Source organism: Pseudomonas sp. BYT-1 (assembly GCF_023611805.1).
GTDB lineage: Bacteria > Pseudomonadota > Gammaproteobacteria > Pseudomonadales > Pseudomonadaceae > Aquipseudomonas > Aquipseudomonas guariconensis.
Genome location: NZ_CP072559.1, coordinates 3,852,121 through 3,868,943, shown reverse-complemented (window position 1 = coordinate 3,868,943; position 16,823 = coordinate 3,852,121). Strand labels below are relative to the sequence as shown.

15 protein-coding genes and 1 tRNA gene are annotated in these 16,823 nt (G+C 61.2%); 8 read left to right on the top strand and 8 right to left on the bottom strand.

Annotated elements, in window-relative coordinates; translation table 11 throughout:
* Positions 1 to 68 precede the first annotated feature (68 nt).
* Complete coding sequence (gene mqo / locus J5X93_RS17985; RefSeq protein ID WP_043206707.1) at positions 69 to 1,655, top strand: malate dehydrogenase (quinone); 1,587 nt, start codon at positions 69 to 71, stop codon at positions 1,653 to 1,655.
* A gap of 206 nt (positions 1,656 to 1,861) precedes the next feature.
* On the opposite strand, the gene J5X93_RS17980 is transcribed toward mqo, so the two are convergent.
* Positions 1,862 to 1,938, bottom strand: a tRNA-Pro gene (locus tag J5X93_RS17980).
* Between the two features lie 82 nt (positions 1,939 to 2,020).
* Positions 2,021 to 2,242 carry a YgdI/YgdR family lipoprotein gene (locus J5X93_RS17975; RefSeq protein WP_043206706.1) on the bottom strand — a complete coding sequence of 74 codons (222 nt, stop codon included), beginning with the start codon at positions 2,240 to 2,242 and terminating at the stop codon, positions 2,021 to 2,023.
* Between the two features lie 178 nt (positions 2,243 to 2,420).
* On the opposite strand from J5X93_RS17975, the gene moaB reads away from it, so the two are divergent.
* Together moaB and J5X93_RS17965 are read left to right on the top strand one after the other, a co-directional pair.
* Complete coding sequence (moaB, locus tag J5X93_RS17970) at positions 2,421 to 2,960, top strand: molybdenum cofactor biosynthesis protein B (protein ID WP_043206705.1); 540 nt, start codon at positions 2,421 to 2,423, stop codon at positions 2,958 to 2,960.
* Positions 2,961 to 2,982: 22 nt separating this feature from the next.
* On the top strand, positions 2,983 to 4,170 hold the full coding sequence (locus tag J5X93_RS17965) for a molybdopterin molybdotransferase MoeA (RefSeq protein ID WP_182943290.1): 1,188 nt from the start codon (positions 2,983 to 2,985) through the stop codon (positions 4,168 to 4,170).
* On the opposite strand, the gene J5X93_RS17960 is transcribed toward J5X93_RS17965, so the two are convergent.
* Complete coding sequence (locus J5X93_RS17960) at positions 4,159 to 5,406, bottom strand: glycosyltransferase family 4 protein (protein WP_043206704.1); 1,248 nt, start codon at positions 5,404 to 5,406, stop codon at positions 4,159 to 4,161. The two genes, J5X93_RS17965 and J5X93_RS17960, sit on opposite strands and share 12 nt — an antisense overlap.
* A 183-nt stretch (positions 5,407 to 5,589) precedes the next feature.
* Between J5X93_RS17960 and yegS the strand changes: the two genes are divergently transcribed.
* Positions 5,590 to 6,477 carry a lipid kinase YegS gene (yegS, locus tag J5X93_RS17955; RefSeq protein ID WP_043206703.1) on the top strand — a complete coding sequence of 296 codons (888 nt, stop codon included), beginning with the start codon at positions 5,590 to 5,592 and terminating at the stop codon, positions 6,475 to 6,477.
* Here yegS and J5X93_RS17950 read toward each other — a convergent pair.
* From J5X93_RS17950 to J5X93_RS17940, 3 genes are all read right to left on the bottom strand, one after another.
* Positions 6,461 to 7,120, bottom strand: coding sequence for a response regulator (locus tag J5X93_RS17950; protein ID WP_043206702.1), 660 nt, complete (start codon positions 7,118 to 7,120; stop codon positions 6,461 to 6,463). The two genes, yegS and J5X93_RS17950, sit on opposite strands and share 17 nt — an antisense overlap.
* Positions 7,110 to 8,006 carry a sensor histidine kinase gene (locus J5X93_RS17945; protein ID WP_043206701.1) on the bottom strand — a complete coding sequence of 299 codons (897 nt, stop codon included), beginning with the start codon at positions 8,004 to 8,006 and terminating at the stop codon, positions 7,110 to 7,112. Before J5X93_RS17945 ends, J5X93_RS17950 begins: the two co-directional genes overlap by 11 nt.
* Positions 8,007 to 8,376: 370 nt before the next feature.
* Positions 8,377 to 8,892 (bottom strand): hypothetical protein, encoded by a 516-nt coding sequence (locus J5X93_RS17940; RefSeq protein WP_043206700.1) that lies wholly within the window; start codon positions 8,890 to 8,892, stop codon positions 8,377 to 8,379.
* A gap of 343 nt (positions 8,893 to 9,235) precedes the next feature.
* Here J5X93_RS17940 and J5X93_RS17935 point away from each other — a divergent pair, with 343 nt between their 5' ends.
* Together J5X93_RS17935 and J5X93_RS17930 are read left to right on the top strand one after the other, a co-directional pair.
* On the top strand, positions 9,236 to 10,171 hold the full coding sequence (locus J5X93_RS17935; protein ID WP_043206699.1) for a chemotaxis protein: 936 nt from the start codon (positions 9,236 to 9,238) through the stop codon (positions 10,169 to 10,171).
* 58 nt (positions 10,172 to 10,229) lie between these two features.
* Positions 10,230 to 11,033, top strand: a complete 804-nt coding sequence (locus tag J5X93_RS17930) for an MOSC domain-containing protein (RefSeq protein ID WP_102081928.1) — start codon at positions 10,230 to 10,232, stop codon at positions 11,031 to 11,033.
* 328 nt (positions 11,034 to 11,361) lie between these two features.
* On the opposite strand, the gene J5X93_RS17925 is transcribed toward J5X93_RS17930, so the two are convergent.
* Positions 11,362 to 13,290, bottom strand: a complete 1,929-nt coding sequence (locus J5X93_RS17925) for a transglycosylase SLT domain-containing protein (protein ID WP_090343871.1) — start codon at positions 13,288 to 13,290, stop codon at positions 11,362 to 11,364.
* A 221-nt stretch (positions 13,291 to 13,511) separates the two neighbouring features.
* Between J5X93_RS17925 and J5X93_RS17920 the strand changes: the two genes are divergently transcribed.
* The gene (locus J5X93_RS17920) at positions 13,512 to 15,446 is read left to right on the top strand and encodes an ATP-binding cassette domain-containing protein (protein ID WP_043206696.1); all 1,935 of its coding nucleotides are present in this window, start codon (positions 13,512 to 13,514) and stop codon (positions 15,444 to 15,446) included.
* 106 nt (positions 15,447 to 15,552) lie between these two features.
* Here J5X93_RS17920 and J5X93_RS17915 read toward each other — a convergent pair whose 3' ends face one another.
* The gene (locus J5X93_RS17915) at positions 15,553 to 15,996 is read right to left on the bottom strand and encodes a universal stress protein (RefSeq protein ID WP_043206695.1); all 444 of its coding nucleotides are present in this window, start codon (positions 15,994 to 15,996) and stop codon (positions 15,553 to 15,555) included.
* A 108-nt stretch (positions 15,997 to 16,104) separates the two neighbouring features.
* On the opposite strand from J5X93_RS17915, the gene J5X93_RS17910 reads away from it, so the two are divergent.
* Positions 16,105 to 16,542, top strand: a complete 438-nt coding sequence (locus J5X93_RS17910; protein WP_043206694.1) for a hypothetical protein — start codon at positions 16,105 to 16,107, stop codon at positions 16,540 to 16,542.
* The last annotated feature ends 281 nt before the right edge of the window (positions 16,543 to 16,823 follow it).

The following is a 16,823-nucleotide window of genomic DNA, read 5'->3' as shown; positions in this document are numbered from 1 at the left end:
AACAACAACCGGGCGTGCACAGCAAGGGCAGCGAAAGGCCAGTCACTTCACTTCAATTGGATTGAATCATGAAAAAAATCCTGCTGACGCTCCTGTGCCTGAGCGTCATCGGTTGCTCCAAGCCCGGTGAACCGGAAAAAACGGTCGACGTCCTGCTGATTGGCGGTGGCATCATGAGTGCGAGTCTGGGGACCTACCTCACTGAGCTTGAGCCGGACTGGAAGGTCGATGTGTACGAGCGCATGGACCAAGTCGCCGAAGAAAGCTCCAACGCCTGGAACAACGCCGGTACCGGCCATTCGGCCTTTTGCGAGCTGAACTACACCAGCGAAGGCAAGGACGGCAAGATCGACATCAGCAAGGCGGTCAACGTCAACGAGCAGTTCGAGGTGTCCAAGCAGTTCTGGGCCTATCAGGTCGAGCAGGGCGTGCTGAGCAACCCGAAATCGTTCATCAACAACGTACCGCACATGAGCTTCGTCTGGGGGGATGAGAACATCGCTTTCCTGCACAAGCGCGTCGAAGCACTGCAGCACAGCTCGCTGTTCCGTGGCATGGAGATTTCCGAGGACCACGAGCAGATTCGCAAGTGGGTGCCGATCGTGATGGAAGGCCGCTCGCCCGAGCAGCGGGTCGCGGCCACCCGTATGGCCATTGGCACTGACGTGAACTTTGGCGAGATCACCCGCCAGCTGTTCGCATCCATGACTCGCAACCCGAACGTGCAATTGCACCTGCGCCACGAAGTGCGTGACATCGTGCGCAACGATGACGGTACCTGGAATGTGGTGGTGGCAGACCTGGCCGATGGCGGCAAGCAAACCCGCGTCAATGCCAAATTCGTGTTCATCGGTGCCGGTGGTGGCGCGCTGAAACTGCTGCAGAAGTCCGGTATTCCGGAGGCCGAAGGCTATGCAGGCTTCCCGGTAGGCGGACAATTCCTGATGACCGACAATCCGGACATCGTTGCTCGTCACAAGGCCAAGCTGTATGGCAAGGCTTCGGTCGGCGCGCCGCCGATGTCGGTGCCGCACCTGGACACTCGGGTGATCGATGGCAAGGAGGTGCTGCTGTTCGGCCCGTTCGCGACCTTCTCCACCAAGTACCTGAAGAACGGCTCGCTGCTGGACATGTTCGCGTCGCTGACCAGCCACAACATCATGCCGATGATGCACGCCGGTATCGACAACATCGACCTGAGCACATACCTGATGGGGCAACTGATGCTCAGCTTCGATGACCGCATGAACGCCCTGCGCGAATATTTCCCCAACGCCAAGAACGAAGACTGGAAGTTGCTCCAGGCTGGTCAGCGCGTGCAAGTGATCAAGAAAGATCCTGAGCACGGCGGCATCCTGCAGTTCGGTACCGAAGTGGTCGCCTCCGAGGATGGCACTATCGCAGCGCTGTTGGGCGCCTCGCCAGGTGCTTCCACTGCCGCGCCGATCATGCTGACCGTCCTGGAAAAGACCTTCAAGGATCGCATCAAGAGCCCGCAGTGGCAGGCCAAGCTTCAGCAGATCGTGCCGACTTACGGCCAGAAGCTGAACAACAACCTGGAGCTGACCAACAAGACGCGCGAATGGACCAGCTCGCGTCTGCAATTGCTGTACGTACCTGTGCAGCCCGAGCAAGCGCTGGCCGAGGCGCAGTAACGATGGATTGAAGAACGCCCTGCGGGGCGTTTTTCTGTCATGGCGGGACCAACCTCTTCGCGGGTGACCCGCCTCCACAAATGCAGCGTTGTGCAGGAATGCAGTGTCGGCCGGTGGGGGCAAGGTATATTCGAAAAGGCTGCACCGTTATTTTTTCGGGCACAACAAAAAGCCCGCGCAAGGCGGGCTTTTTGAAAATTAGGATTTGGTCGGAGAGACAGGATTCGAACCTGCGGCCTTCTCGTCCCGAACGAGACGCGCTACCTGGCTGCGCTACACTCCGATGAACAAAATCCTACTGCATCGTATTTTTCAACGCAAGCCCTTGTTGCGAAAAGGGGGTTTTGCAAAAAGGGCCTGTCAGATCACAGCTCTTTGACCGTGCGGATCTGGTCTTTGTTGATGCGTGTACGCTTGCCATCGAGCTGTTCAAATTCGTAGAAACCGGAGTCCTCATCATAAGAGGGGGTATCCACTGCCTGGATCTCGCGGCCGTCGTTCAGCGTGATGACGGTTGGCGATGCGCAACCGGCCAAGGCACCCAGGCCGAGGGCGAGCAGGAAGGCGGGAAGGGTCCGTTGAATCATTGCTTTTCTCCAGTACGATCGTGCTTGATAAGTAGTAGGACGCTCGGTGTCCATGCAAGTTCCTTCTCAGTGCAGCATAGCGGCATTACGCCGGCATTGACGGAGAACAATGCCGGCGTCGCGGCGTGCTGGGCTGTGATATAACAACCGCCATCTTTTCCTCCTGCGACGCACTCTCATGAAAGCCAAGGCAGACATCCCCTTCGTTGCGCTGAATATCGCGGTGCTTACCGTCAGCGATACCCGTACTTTCGAGACCGACACGTCTGGCCAGCTGTTCGTCGACCGCCTGAGTGCGGCCGGGCATCGACTGGCAGAGCGTGTGCTGCTCAAGGACGACCTCTACAAGATTCGCGCGCAAGTCGCCACCTGGATCGCCGATGAGCAGGTGCAAGTAGTGCTGATCACCGGCGGTACCGGCTTTACCGGCCGGGACAGCACGCCGGAGGCCGTGGCGTGCCTGCTGGACAAGCAGGTCGAAGGTTTCGGCGAGCTGTTCCGACAGATCTCCGTGGCGGACATCGGCACCTCTACCGTCCAGTCCCGCGCTTTGGCTGGCTTGGCCAATGGCACCCTGGTGTGCTGCCTGCCGGGCTCGACCAACGCAGTGCGCACCGGATGGGACGGCATTCTTGCCGAGCAGCTCGATGCGCGTCACAGGCCGTGCAACTTCGTGCCTCACCTGAAGCAGGCAGCGGCCTGTGACAGCCGTGGTTGAGGTCAAGCAGGCCCGGCCCCTGATGCCGGTTGAAGAAGCCCTGGAGCGCTTACTGGCGCTGGCCGAGGCCGCGCCGATCAAGGACAGCGAAGCAGTGGCCCTCGCGGACGCCGAAGGCCGGGTATTGGCCCGCGACGTGGTGGCCGGCCTGGACCTGCCGCCTTGGCCGAACAGTGCCATGGACGGCTATGCGTTGCGCCTGGCCGACTGGCAAGGCGAACCTCTGCCGGTGAGCCAGCGCATTTTTGCCGGCCATGCCCCGGCACCGCTGCAGCCGGGCACCTGTGCGCGGATCTTTACCGGGGCGCCACTGCCTGAGGGCGCCGATTGTGTGCAGATGCAGGAAAACGCCGAGGTCCTGGAAGACGGGCGGGTGCGCTTGCTCGAGCCGCTCAAGATCGGCCAGAACGTGCGCCCGCAAGGGCAGGAGACCCGCATTGGCGAGCACGTGATCGCTGCCGGCACGCGTCTGGGGCCGATCGCGTTGGGCCTGGCGGCCACCCTGGGCCATGCTCGGCTTGAGGTGGTACGCAAGGTCCGTGTGGGTGTGCTGTCCACCGGCGACGAGCTGGTGGAGCCGGGCCTGCCGCTAGGGCCAGGGCAGATCTACAACAGCAACCGGCGTCTGCTGGTCAGTTGGTTGCAGCGCCTGGGCTGCGAAGTGCTGGACGTGGGGATTCTCGCCGATGACCTGCAGGGTACTCGTGACTGCTTGGCCGGACTGGGCGAGGTCGACTTGATTCTGTCCACCGGTGGTGTCTCGGTGGGCGAGGCGGACTACCTTGGCATGGCCCTTCGCGAGGCCGGCGAGCTTGCGTTGTGGAAGCTGGCGATCAAACCGGGCAAGCCCCTGACATTCGGGCACTTCCGTGGTGTGCCGGTGATCGGCCTGCCGGGTAACCCGGCTTCGACCCTGGTGACCTTCGCCTTGCTGGCCCGCCCGTATCTGTTGCGCCGCCAAGGCGTCGAGAAGGTCACGCCGCTGCGCTTCACCGTTCCAGCGGGGTTCGAATGGACCAAGCCCGGCAGCCGCCGCGAATACCTGCGCGCGCGAATCGAAGAGGGCACGGTGCGAATCTACAAGAACCAGAGCTCCGGTGTGCTGCGCAGTGCAGCTTGGGCCGAGGGGCTGGTGGAAGTGCGAGAAGGCACCACGGTGCGCGAGGGCGACAACGTGGTGTTCATTCCCTTCAGCGAGCTACTTGGCTGACCGACCAAGCCACACGTTGCCCAGGGGCGAGGCATCTGCCGGCCCCAACTGGCTCAAGCGCATGTGCACGTTCATCAGCTGCTGCGCCGCGACGCTCCAGTCGTGGCGCTGGCGTGCGAACTGCCGGCCAGCCTCGCTCAACTGGCACATGCGCCAGGGCTGGTTGAGCAGTTGAGTGATCAGCAGCGCCAGTTGGCCACTGTCATCGCTGCCCAGGTAATGCTCGCCATTGTTGGCTGCCAGGCCTGACACACCTTTGCTGGTGGTAATGACCGGCAGCCCGGCGGCCATGGCTTCAAGGATTTTCACCTTGGAGCCACCTGCGTAGCGCAGCGGTGCAAAGAACAGCGCCGAGCGCCGCTGCAGTTCGCGCAGGTCCGGGCGATAGCCGATCCACTCGATGCGCGGGTCGTTCCAGTGCAGTTTCCAGCTCGCTGGCAGGGCATGCCCGGCGATGGCCAGGCGCACGGCCGGGTTGCTCATCCAGACCTGAGGCAGGATTTCTTCGAGTGCCCATTCGATGGCTTCGAGGTTGGCGCCGTATTCGAAATTGCCAACGAACAGTAGGCGCTGGCTGTGGTAGGCAGGGTGCACGTCCTGGTAGAAGTCACAATCCACGCCATTGACCACCACGTTCACCGGCCGGCCGCTGATGTGGCTGATCAGCTCGGCATCGTGGGCGCTGACGGCAACCACTTCGCTGGGTTGACGTAGAACGCGTTGCTCCCAACGCCGATAGCGCCAGCGGTCGAAGGCATTGAGGGGACGCAACCACAGTGGCAACCGGTCATGACAGGCCGCGCCCATCACCGATTCCAGATTATGCTCACTGAGCACAAAGGGCAGGCGGCGGGTCTGCAGGGCCTTTTCGAAGGGCTGGAAGCTGTAGCTATGTTCGATCTGGATGATGTCCCAGGGCTCGTCCAGCAATTGCTCGAAGCGATGGCGCAGACAAGGCGCTAAACCGTTGATGATGGCACGCATCGGGTAATCGATGATGGGGGAGGCCAGCAGGTTGAGCGGGCTGTGCAGCGGGCGCCTGGGCAGGACGATCAGACGTTCGACCACCGCCTCCAGTGCTTGCCGGGCGGCGTCACCAAGCGGGACTTTGGACTGCACCAGCAAGGTGATCCGGTGGCCTTGGCGCGTCAGTTCGCGCATGAGGTGATATTGCCGGGTCTTGCTGCCGCTGGTGGTGGGCCAGGGCAGGTAGGGCAGTGTCCAGAGTATACGCATGGCCCCGCTACCTCATCGTCGGCTGGTGTGGTCGGTTCGGTGTATTGCAGTAGCTTAGTCAATAAAATGGCCTGGTGGCCGTGCAGGTGGTCAGATAGCCAAGTATCTGGCGGAAGCTGCATGCAGCAATGAAGCGCTGCCGATGGTCGAGATTGAAAACCGCAGGTTTCAAGGAGTGGCGTGATGGGCGAACGCAAGGCGATGTTGATCCTGCATGGCAAGCAAGCCATGAACGAGGAGGTGCGCAGCGCCGTGGGCGGGCTGCGCGAGCGCGGTTGGACGCTGGACGTGCGCCTGACCTGGGAAGCCGGGGATGCCCAGCGGTGGGTCGCACAGGCATTGGCCGCAGGTTTTCGGCAGGTGGTGGCCGGTGGTGGAGACGGCACCTTGAGAGACGTGGCCGAGGCCATGGCGCAGGCTCGCTCGGATGCCAGCCTTGCACTGCTGCCCTTGGGCACGGCCAATGACTTCGCCAAGGCCGCAGGTATACCGCTGGAGCCTGCGGCGGCTCTGGACTTGCTCGAGCAGCCGGCACGGCCGGTGGATCTGGGCAAGGTGGGTGATCAGATGTTTCTCAACATGGCCACCGGTGGGTTTGGCAGCCAAGTTACGGCCAATACATCCGAAGATTTGAAGAAAGTACTAGGCGCCGCGGCCTACCTGTTCACTGGTCTGTCTCGTTTCAGCGAGCTGCAGGCGGCATCGGTGGAGCTTCAGGGGCCGGATTTTCATTGGCAGGGCGAGTTGCTGGCGCTGGGTATCGGCAATGGTCGTCAGGCGGGCGGTGGGCATGTGCTGTGCCCCGATGCTTGGGTGGACGATGGCTTGCTGGATATCGGTATCTTGCCTGCCCCCCAGGAAATGATCGGTGCTTTGCGCGATCTGCTTGCCGGAGAGGGGTTGTTCGTGAGGGCTCGGCTGCCTTGGGTCGAGATCAAGAGCTCACAGGGGGTGGACATCAACCTCGATGGCGAGCCGTTGCAGGCCGACAGTCTGCGCTTCGAGGCGTGTCCGGCCGCGTTGCGCCTGCATTTGCCGGCGGACTCGCCCTTGCTCAGTCGTCCAGGCTGATGATCTTCTCGCGAACGGCGAACAGCACCAGGCCGGCCACGTCATAGATCTGCAAGCGTTTCATGATCTGCGAGCGGTGGGTTTCGACTGTCTTGATCGATAGGCCCAGGCCGTTGGCGATTTCCCGGGTCGACTTGCCGCGCACGATCAGACGCAGGATCTCCAGTTGGCGAGCGGTCAGGTTGTGGCGCTCGCCCGCCGTTTGCTTACCGTCCTGGGCGTGAAGCAAGGCTTGGTTGATCACGGTATGGGCAATCGCCGGGCTCAGGTAGCGCTCGCCGTTGTGCAGGGCGGCCAGGGCTTGTTCCAGTTCGTTGGCCGTGGTGTCCTTGAGCAGGTAGCCATGGGCGCCGCTTTCCAAGGCGCGCATGATCAGATCCGGATCGGTGTGCATGGAGAGGATCAGTACTTTGCACACGAAACCGTTTGCGCGCAGTTGGCTGAGAGCGTCCAGGCCGCTGGTCGAGCGCATGGAGATGTCCAGCAGGACAATGTCTGGCGTCACGCGCTGCACCATCTCCAGTAACTGGCTGCCATCATCGGCTTCGCCTACTACCGAATAGCCAGGAATATCGGTCACCAGCGCGCGGACGCCCGCGCGGATCAGCGAGTGGTCGTCCACCAGCAGCAATCTACAGGTCATGGGAGGCGGGAGTCCTGGCGCGCTCTTCGGTGCGCGGTGGCCATGGGAACAGCGCGTCGATCCGGGTGCCCTGACCCGGTTGGCTGGAGATGCTCAGCGTGCCTTGCAGGGCCGCCGCGCGTTCCAGCATCCCAGCCAGGCCTCGTTGGCCGGCTTCGGCCGGGTTGGCGGCGGGCTCGAAGCCCTGGCCGTCATCCTGGATCGACAGGCTCAGGCCCGCAGGCGTGCGGCGCAGGCTGATCGTGAGATTGCACGCATGGGCGTGACGCAGCATGTTGGTCACCGCTTCCTGGGTGATCCGGAATGCGGCCATGGAAACCGCTTCGTCGATACCGCCGAGGCGCTGATGGCACTCCAGGCTCCAGTGAACATCGCTGCTCTCCAGGGTGCGCACCAGATGGGCCCGCAGGCTCGCCTCCAGTCCCAGACTGGCCAGTTGACGCGGGTTGAGAATCGCCGAGACGTCCCTGACATTGCTCAATGTGCTTTCGAGGGTCTTGCGCAGGGTCTGGCAGTGCTCTTGAAGCTCTGCCGGAATGCGCCGCTGTAGCCAGTCGAGCTGAAGCTTCGCGGCCGTGAGCGATTGGCCTATATCGTCATGCAACTCTCGGCTTAGGCGCTGGCGTTCGCCTTCCTGGACCTTGAGCATACGGTCGGCCAGTTCCGCTGGGCGCAGGCTGATCGATCTTGCCCACTGGCGCCAGTGCCAGAGGATCCCGATCAAGGCAATCGATTGCAGCAGTAGCAGGCTGGCGGGCAGGGGGAGGGCGCGTACGGCAAACGTTAGGTTGGCGAGCAGTGATCCCACGCACAGCAACGCGGTCGCCCAGCGCAGCAAGGTGGCGCGGGAGCGGCAATGCTGAGGGAGTTTCAAGCGTGGAAGCATAGATAGAAAAGCCACTGAATTGTTGCTGTTGGAGGCCTTGCATGGGACTGGTCAGAGGCTTTGGCGTCCTGCTTTCAAGCACTTGCCGACGACGGTTCACTCAATTGAACAATACCTGCGGCGCGTGTATTCAACTGCGTGCATGGTATCACTTCAAGTTGATTTGGTCGCGGTGGCCGGTGGCTTGAAACCTCAGGTTTTTCGGGGCCATGCAGGGGCATAGCCCAACTCGACAGATATCAAAACGCCATTATTCATTGAAATGGTTTTTCTTCAAGCGCAACTAATACGTACATGCCTGCTAGAGCGTTTTCCGAACTAAGAAAAACTTTGCGCTTTGTATTTTTTATTGTTTGTTCGTCACAAACGCTCAGTGCCGGTGACCGGGCACCACGACGGACGAGGCAAGATGGGTTTGGGACAGGTGAGGGTGGGTGCACAGGTCGCCGCGCGACTGGCAGGGCCCGCACAGTTCCGGACGAGGTTGCCCCAGGGCGTTCGCCAGTTCTTCGAGCAACAAGGACTGCTCGGCGGTATCCAGGTTCAAGCGGCCTGTCGTCGCATCGACCAGCTCCAGCTGCCAAGCCAGTAGATTCATGCAGGCATGCAGCGTGCTCAACGCCTGCTCGCCCAGATGATGTTGCTGCTGGCAGACGGGGGCCAGCAGTTGCTGGAGCGCGGCGGTGTAGCGGGCGACTTCAAGCAGCCCAAGCGCGTCAGCACGACGGGCTAGGGTGTCGAGCGTCTCGTTCAGGCATTGGCATGCATCGGGATCGTTATCGATCAGCTCCAGATGCTGAAGGCATTCCTGGGTTTTGGTCAGCCATACCTGTGCATCCAGCAGGAAATCCTGCAGGGCGCCGTTGTTCAGTGGTGCGCTGTCCATCATGAAACGCCTGCGCACGGGGCAGGAGGATCTGCGCTTGGCAACACCGAGACCGTCGCTAGCAAAGCCTGACTCCATTCATGCATTGAGAATGGCGTCACATTAATGGCTATTGGATACGGGGAACATCAGGTCGCACCCGATTGCTACTAGGGGATTCCCTGATGGCGGTCGGATAAATGATGAGTCGGCAACGGATATGTCCGCGCAGGCAGTAAAGCATGATGTTAAAGTGATATCAAATGTCGGCAATACAATTTCCCTGAGGGGTCAAGCTGCGCGCAGTTGCGCCGATACAAGACAGATGAATTCACATTCCTGACTCAAGCCTGGGGGTTTTCCAATGGCTGGTATTCTCGATACGGTCGATCAACGTACACAACTGGTAGGTGAGAACCGCCTGGAAATCCTGATGTTCCGACTGGCGGGGCGCCAGTTGTTCGCCATCAACGTGTTCAAGGTTCAGGAAGTGCTGCAACTGCCGAAGCTGACCTTGATGCCGCAGCGCCACGCCTTCGTGTGTGGTGTGGTCAATCTGCGTGGCCAGACACTGCCGGTGATCGACCTCTCTCAGGCGATCGGTATGCGGCCCCTGCAGCCCGGCCCGGACAGCACCATCATCGTCACCGAATACAACCGCTCGGTGCAGGCCTTTCTGGTGGGCGGCGTCGACCGCATCGTCAACATGAACTGGGAAGCCATCATGCCGCCGCCGTCCAGCGCCGGTCGCCAGCACTACCTGACAGCGATCACCAAGGTCGATGAGCAGTTGGTGGAGGTGATCGATGTGGAAAAGGTCCTGGCCGAGATCGTGCCCTACAACACACGCGTCTCGCGGGACAAGCTCGATGACCCGGTCCTGGCGCGCGCCCGCGGTCGTGAAGTGTTGTTGGTGGATGACTCCAGCGTGGCCTTGGTTCAACTGCGCGAGACTCTGTCTCAGCTCGGCATGAAGCTGCACGTGGCAAGCGATGGCCTGAAGGCGTTGCGCATGCTCAAAGGCTGGGCGGATGCCGGAGAAGATGTCTGCGAGAAACTGCTGATGGTGTTCACCGACGCGGAAATGCCCGAGATGGACGGTTACCGCCTGACCACCGAGATCCGTGGCGACGCGCGCCTGCGTGGGCTTCACGTGGTGCTGCATACGTCGCTGTCGGGCAGTTTCAACGAATCAATGGTGAAGAAGGTTGGCTGTGACAACTTCCTTTCCAAATTCCAGCCTGACCGCCTGGTGGATGTAGTGCGACAGCGCCTGATGCTGGATCACGCCACAGCCTAGTGGCCTGCCGTGGCCGGGTATAAGCTTGGCATTTTCGGCTGGCACGAGGCGGGCAAGGATGTTTTTGAGTGCGTTGTATCGATACCCGGTGAAATCGGGGCAGGCCCAGAGCCTGGTGGACTCGCCGGTTGACCTTCTGGGGTTGCGGGGTGACCGGCGCTGGATGGTGGTGGAGCAGGACAATGGACGCTTCCTCACCCAACGCGCCTGGCCAGGCCTGGGACAAATCAATGCCAGCTACGACGAGCATGGGCAACTCTTGCTCCAGGCCCCAGGGCAGGCGCCTTTGGCCGTTCCCGTACCTGGAGTCGATGACGACCTGCGTGGTGTTACCATTTGGCGTGACACACTGCGAGTACCGGACGCCGGTGATGCCGCCGCAGCCTGGTTGAGCGAACTGCTCGGCAAGTCGGTTCGCCTGGTGTATTGCCCAGAGCAGCGGGCGCGTTATCTACCTAATGGCTATGGCCTGAACAGCGACCGGGCGGCGTTCCCGGACGGGTTTCCGTTGCTGCTGATCGGGCAAGGGTCGCTTGACGAGCTGAACCGGCGGATCGGACGCCCCATGGAGATGTTGCGGTTTCGCCCGAACCTGGTGGTGGAAGGGGCTGCGCCTTTTGCCGAGGACGGCTGGAAGCGGATTCGCATCGGCGAGTTGACCTTTCGGCTGCTCAAACCTAGCGTGCGATGCATCTTGACCACGCTTGACCCTGCCACGGGGGAGCGCAGCGCGGATCGTGAGCCTTTGACGACACTGAAGACGTTCCGGGAGAAAGAAGGGGACGTGTTGTTTGGGCAGAACGTGGCGGCCGATGGACCTGGGGCGTTGCGGGTCGGGATGGCGGTCGAGGTGATCGAATAATACGTTGTGGCTGGCTTGTTTGTTCGTTGGTGATGGTTTGAGGGGCGTGGGTGTATCCGTTTGATTTATTGACGGTTAGTCACCTTTGCGCCCTCACGGCGGGTCACTTTGGTCTTGGCCAACGTAACCAAAGCCGCTGTGTCCCCGCGTACGCCCCGCAAGACACCGCAGCGAGGGGACTCCGGAGCGTAGCGCAGGGGCCGGATGTGGGAGCCAACGGTTCTTGCCTACTTTTGCCCAAGAGCAAAAGTAGGTCGCCGTAAAGGCGAAAAGCGTCGGTGGCGCCCCACCCAGAATGGATATTCACACTATCTGAAAGCCCAAGCCCTCACATATCGTCGAAATACCGTTCGTGCCAATCCACCAACGGCTGCGGTGAGTTCAGCTTCTGCCCGTAGATCACCGAATAAGACAACACGTTCTGCACATACTGGCGTGTTTCGTCGAATGGGATCGACTCCACCCACACATCGAAGCTCAGATGCTTGGCCCCTTTGAGCCACTGCCGCACCCGCCCGGGACCTGCGTTGTACGCCGCCGAGGCCAAGACCCGATTGCCATTGAACTGCCCATGCACCTGGCTCAGGTAAGCCGCACCAAGCTGGATGTTCTTGTCCGGATTGAGTACCTGCGAAGGCGAGGCCAGCGGAATGTTGAATTTGCGCGCTGTCTCCTTGGCCGTGGCCGGCATCAGCTGCATCAGACCACTGGCTCCCACACTGGAGCGGGCGTCTTCCATGAAGGCGCTTTCCTGGCGGGTGATGGCGAATACCCAGCTCGAATGCAATCCGCGCACCTTGGCTTCGCGCACCAGCGTGTCGCGGTGAGCCATGGGGAAGCGGATGTCCAGATCATCCCAGTACTGAGCCTGACTGATCGTACGGATCGCTGGGAAGTACCAGCGCAGGTCGTAGGCCAGGCGGGCCTGGGCGACCATCTCGTCGCGGTTGAAGTGGCGGCTGACGTGGTACCACTCACGACGACCCTCGACGATCTGGCCGCGAGCATGGAACTCCAAGGCGCGACGCACTCCGGGGGTGTTGCGTACCTTGTTGATCACCTGCTGGCTCAGCATCAACGGCTTGTTGTTGAGCTGGTAGGGCGTCTGTGCCCGATCGGCGGCGAGGAATCCATAGAAATCACGCTCGCGGGCCACTGTCTTGTACAACAGTGGGATTTGGGGGTTGTTCGGCTGCGCCAGCTCCAGGCTACGGGCCTGCCAATAACGCCACCGGTTGCTGCTGGCCAAGTCCTGAGGCAAACGCTTGGTCAACTCGTAGGCGTCTTCCCAGCGACCCAGGCGCAACAGCAGGCGCAGGCGCCACTCACTGACGGTATTGTCACGCAGCTCGGGGTCGTATCGGGTCATCAGGTCCAGGGCGCGCGGGTCGTAACGGCGTGCCAGGGTCAGGCCGATTTCGCGGGCGATGGCGACCTTCTCGTCGCGCGAGAAGTGCATGCGCTGGGCGTAGTCGTCGAGCAGTGACATGGCCCGCTCTGGGTCCTGACGCGCCAGGCGACGCAGGCCCAGGCTGACCACATCGGACATGGCTTCGTTGACGGGCGTAAAACGCGACGGCTGGTTGAGCAGCTCCGGCTTTTGCGCCACATCGATCAGCAGTCGGCCCTGGGGGGCGAGGGTGGTCAGGGTCTTGACCAGGTTATTGGCCAGGCTGTAGTTGCGCGCCTGGGCCGCGAGCTTGGCCCGTTGCCAGCGTTTGGCCTCGGTCAGCTGGCCTTCGGCCGCCCACAGGCCGAACAGGGTGTCGCAGGCGGCAGGTTGCGACTTGCCGACGTTCCACAGTTTTTCGGCGCTGGCAAAACCTTCGGCGCGCAGGCCGTGGGTGAGCTGGTACTGGCCGTTCAGGCAATCCAGTTCTGTGAAGTTGAGCTTGGGGTCGTAGTATTTGACGAAGGTGTTCCATTCGCCGCGTTCGGCCAGCCAGCGTAGCCAGCGCAGTTTCATCCAGTTGGCCTGGGGCAGGTCGCCATGCCGGGCGAGGAAGCCTTCGATTTCTTCGTTACTGGCGCTCTTGAGGCGGGCGGTGAGCTCGTCATAGGCCAGGTAAGGTGTCAGCGGATAATCACGAAGCGCATTGGCGTAGCGCAGGTAAGGCCCCTTGTCGCCCTTGGCCAGGGCGCGCTTGGCCTCATCGTAATATTGACGCTGCTGAGTGATATCGATGGCCTGTGCCGCGCTCGCGGTGGTGGCGGTGAGCAGCAGGCAGGAAACGAGTTGGAACAGGCGGCTGCGCATGAGACGTCCGGGCAAGTGAACCAAGGAAAAGTGACGGCGAAGCCAGCACTGTTGGGATCTATTGCCTTAGCTTAGCCGTTTGCCGGCAGCGGGTGAAAGCACTGTGCTTGTATCCAATCATTATCTTCGACCGGATGTCGCAACGTCTGCGGGGTGCGGTCTGGCTAATGCCCGCAAGGGGCAAGTCAGGTAGAATGCGCGCCCGGTTTTTGGAGAAGATTATGACCCTGCTCAAATTCAGCGATGTGTCCCTTGCGTTCGGCGCCATGCCGCTGCTGGACAAGGTGTCCTGGCAGATCGCGCGTGGCGAGCGGGTGTGCATCATCGGCCGCAACGGCACTGGCAAGTCGAGCATGCTGCGCCTGGTCAAGGGCGAGCAGAAGCCTGACGACGGCGAAATTTGGCGTGCTCCGGGCCTGAAGATCGGCGAATTGCCGCAGGAATTGCCGGTTGCTGACGAGCGCACAGTGTTCGATGTGGTGGCCGAAGGCCTGGACGGCGTCGGCGCGCTGCTGGCTGAGTATCACCACTTGAGCCAGAACATTCAGGGCGATGCCGACCTCGAGAAACTGATGCACGTCCAGCATGAACTCGAAGCGCGCGATGGATGGCGGCTGCAGCAAGTGGTGGAAAGCACCCTGAGCCGTCTGCAGCTGCCCGCTGACAAGACCCTCGCCGAGCTGTCCGGTGGTTGGCGTCGGCGTGTGCTGCTAGCCCAGGCGCTGGTGTCCGAACCGGACCTGCTGCTGCTCGACGAGCCGACCAACCATCTGGACATCGGTGCCATCGCCTGGCTCGAGGAGGCCCTCAGCGGGTTCAACGGGGCTGTGCTGTTCATCACTCACGACCGTTCCTTCCTGCAAAACCTGGCTACCCGCATCCTGGAACTGGATCGCGGCGGTCTGATCGACTGGAACGGCGATTACGCCAGCTTCCTGGTACACAAGGAGGCCATGCTGGCCGCCGAGGAAACTGCCAATGCGCTGTTCGACAAGCGTTTGGCTCAGGAAGAGGTTTGGATTCGCCAGGGCATCAAGGCCCGGCGTACCCGTAACGAGGGTCGTGTGCGCGCCCTGAAGGCATTGCGTGTCGAGCGCGGCGAACGTCGCGAGCGCCAGGGTAAGGCGAACATCCAGATCGAGGTTGCGGACAAGTCCGGCAAGCAGGTCATGACGCTCGAAAATGTGAGCTTCGCGCACGCCGATGGCCCGATGCTGGTCAAGAACTTCTCCATGGTCCTGCAGCGCGAGGACCGTATTGGCCTGCTGGGCGCCAACGGTACTGGCAAGACGACCTTGCTCAAGCTGATGCTGGGCGACTTGGAGCCCACTTCGGGCAAAGTCGAGCGCGGCACCAAGCTTGAGGTCGCCTACTTTGACCAGTTGCGCCATCAACTGGACCTGGAGAAGACGGTAATCGACAACCTCGCGCAAGGGCGGGACTTCATCGAGATCGACGGCCAGAGCCGGCACGTGCTCAGCTACCTGGGCGATTTCCTGTTCAGTCCACAACGTGCCCGTACGCCGGTCAAGGCGTTGTCCGGGGGCGAGCGGGCGCGGCTGTTGCTGGCCAAACTGTTCAGCAAGCCGGCCAACCTGCTGGTGCTGGACGAGCCGACCAACGACTTGGATGTGGAGACCCTCGAGCTGCTCGAGGAAGTGCTCTCCAACTTCAAGGGCACCGTGCTGATGGTCAGCCATGACCGGGCATTTCTCGACAACGTGGTGACCAGTACCCTGGTGTTTGAAGGCGAAGGCCGGGTGCGTGAGTATGTCGGTGGCTATGAGGACTGGATCCGTCAAGGTGGCTCGCCGAAGTTGCTCGGCGTTGCCGAGAGCAAGGGCGGCAAGGCCGAGCTGGGCAGCGCCGTAGTGGAAAAGCCTGCGGAGCAGGCGGCACCGGCTGCAAACCTTGCAGCTGCTGCGTCGGATCCGGCCAAGAAAAAGCTGAGCTACAAGCTGCAGCGTGAGCTGGAGGCGCTGCCAGGGCTGATCGATGAATTGGAGCAGCGCATGGCTACGGTGCAGGAAGAGGTCAATGCCCCGGGCTTCTATCAACGACCGATCGGTGAGACCTCGGCGGTGCTGGCCAAACTTGAGCAGATGCAAAGTGAGCTGGATACGCTGGTCGAGCGCTGGGCTGAACTGGAAGGGTAAGGCTGTCTCAGGCCATCAGGGCGCCTGGCGCCCTGCCGCAGGCTTCGCCAGCCCAGGACCAAGCTGGTGAAACCTGCGAGTGGCTGTTGGATGCCCCTGGGGGCGTTTAGCCTTCTTTTTTCTGCAGGCGTACGGCCAGGACGTCACAAGGCGCGCCATGCAGCACATCGTTTGCGGTGGAGCCAAGCAGCAAGGCAAGACCGTGGCGGCCATGGCTGCCAACTACGATAAGGTCGCAGTTCTGGTCCTTGGCCAGTTGATGGATTTCCTGACGTGGCTGACCGTAGGTCAGGTGCGAGTCGCCACGGTTGATGGTCGGATACTTGTTGAACAGGCGATCCATGCGCTCCTTGGCCTGATCGAACTGTTGCTGCTGCAATTGCGACAAGTCCATCGGCACGTCGCCACCGAAGGCCATGGCCATGGGTTCGACGATGTGCACCAGCGAGACCTTGGCTCCAGTAGGTTCGGCGAGCTTCATGGCGCGCTTGATCACCGGGTCGCATTCTTCGGTCAGGTCGACAGCAACCAGAAGATGTTCGTAGGACATGGTGGTACTCCTGACATTTGCGATAGTAGAAGTATGGTCGCTTTCGGGCCGAGTGCCGAGAAACCTGGCTAACCAGCTCATTTGCAACGCTTTATGGAATCTACAGATATGACGGTATGGCTGGTGGTGTCAATCCTTGCGCTGATTCTGAGCCCTATGGCCTGGTTGCGCCCTTCGCGAAAACAGAGCGAGCAGATGAATCTACGTCTGGAAGGCCGGCGTATGGGGTTGGCCATGCAGCTGGCGCCTCAGCAGTGGCCTCATTGGCTGGAAAAAGAGCCTCCCAGCCCCTGTCCGCAATACCATCGAGCCCGGCGCAAGGGGAGCGACGATACCTGGTGTTATTGGCAGGTCACGCCGGGGGTTTGGTGGAACCAGTGGCGCGAGCCCTGCGCAGACCCGCGCCTGAATGAAGCCTTTGCGCGCCTGCCGGCAACGGTCTACAAAGTCGAAGCCGACAGTCGCATGCTGGCCCTGTACTGGAGCGAGCGGGGCGACAAGACTGTTTTGCAGGATATTGCCCGCGTGCTCGAAACCCTCGCTTGATCTCTACCCTCCCTGGGCCGCTTTTCGCGGCCCCAATAGCGTAACGCCTCTGCCTTGTGCCCCATTTTCCTCATTTACCAGTGCATTTCTGGGTGTATGGGGTGTCTATCTTCCCGATGAATGTGCCGCAATCACCGTCATCATGTTTGGTACCTGTGCGGTGCAAAATGACCGGAAAGTCGCGTTTTAAGGGTGCTTTCGAGCATTTGACAACGCCGATCTTTTCGGTGAATGTGTGCATACCCAAATCAAACGGGCGTATGAATTGAGCGTTTGTATGT

Bases quoted from the DNA above. Each gene is read 5' to 3' on its own strand.
- mqo (WP_043206707.1), top strand. From the start codon at position 69: ATGAAAAAAATCCTGCTGACGCTCCTGTGCCTGAGCGTCATCGGTTGC.
- J5X93_RS17975 (WP_043206706.1), bottom strand. From the start codon at position 2,242: ATGATTCAACGGACCCTTCCCGCCTTCCTGCTCGCCCTCGGCCTGGGT.
- moaB (WP_043206705.1), top strand. From the start codon at position 2,421: ATGAAAGCCAAGGCAGACATCCCCTTCGTTGCGCTGAATATCGCGGTG.
- J5X93_RS17965 (WP_182943290.1), top strand. From the start codon at position 2,983: ATGCCGGTTGAAGAAGCCCTGGAGCGCTTACTGGCGCTGGCCGAGGCC.
- J5X93_RS17960 (WP_043206704.1), bottom strand. From the start codon at position 5,406: ATGCGTATACTCTGGACACTGCCCTACCTGCCCTGGCCCACCACCAGC.
- yegS (WP_043206703.1), top strand. From the start codon at position 5,590: ATGGGCGAACGCAAGGCGATGTTGATCCTGCATGGCAAGCAAGCCATG.
- J5X93_RS17950 (WP_043206702.1), bottom strand. From the start codon at position 7,120: ATGACCTGTAGATTGCTGCTGGTGGACGACCACTCGCTGATCCGCGCG.
- J5X93_RS17945 (WP_043206701.1), bottom strand. From the start codon at position 8,006: ATGCTTCCACGCTTGAAACTCCCTCAGCATTGCCGCTCCCGCGCCACC.
- J5X93_RS17940 (WP_043206700.1), bottom strand. From the start codon at position 8,892: ATGGACAGCGCACCACTGAACAACGGCGCCCTGCAGGATTTCCTGCTG.
- J5X93_RS17935 (WP_043206699.1), top strand. From the start codon at position 9,236: ATGGCTGGTATTCTCGATACGGTCGATCAACGTACACAACTGGTAGGT.
- J5X93_RS17930 (WP_102081928.1), top strand. From the start codon at position 10,230: ATGTTTTTGAGTGCGTTGTATCGATACCCGGTGAAATCGGGGCAGGCC.
- J5X93_RS17925 (WP_090343871.1), bottom strand. From the start codon at position 13,290: ATGCGCAGCCGCCTGTTCCAACTCGTTTCCTGCCTGCTGCTCACCGCC.
- J5X93_RS17920 (WP_043206696.1), top strand. From the start codon at position 13,512: ATGACCCTGCTCAAATTCAGCGATGTGTCCCTTGCGTTCGGCGCCATG.
- J5X93_RS17915 (WP_043206695.1), bottom strand. From the start codon at position 15,996: ATGTCCTACGAACATCTTCTGGTTGCTGTCGACCTGACCGAAGAATGC.
- J5X93_RS17910 (WP_043206694.1), top strand. From the start codon at position 16,105: ATGACGGTATGGCTGGTGGTGTCAATCCTTGCGCTGATTCTGAGCCCT.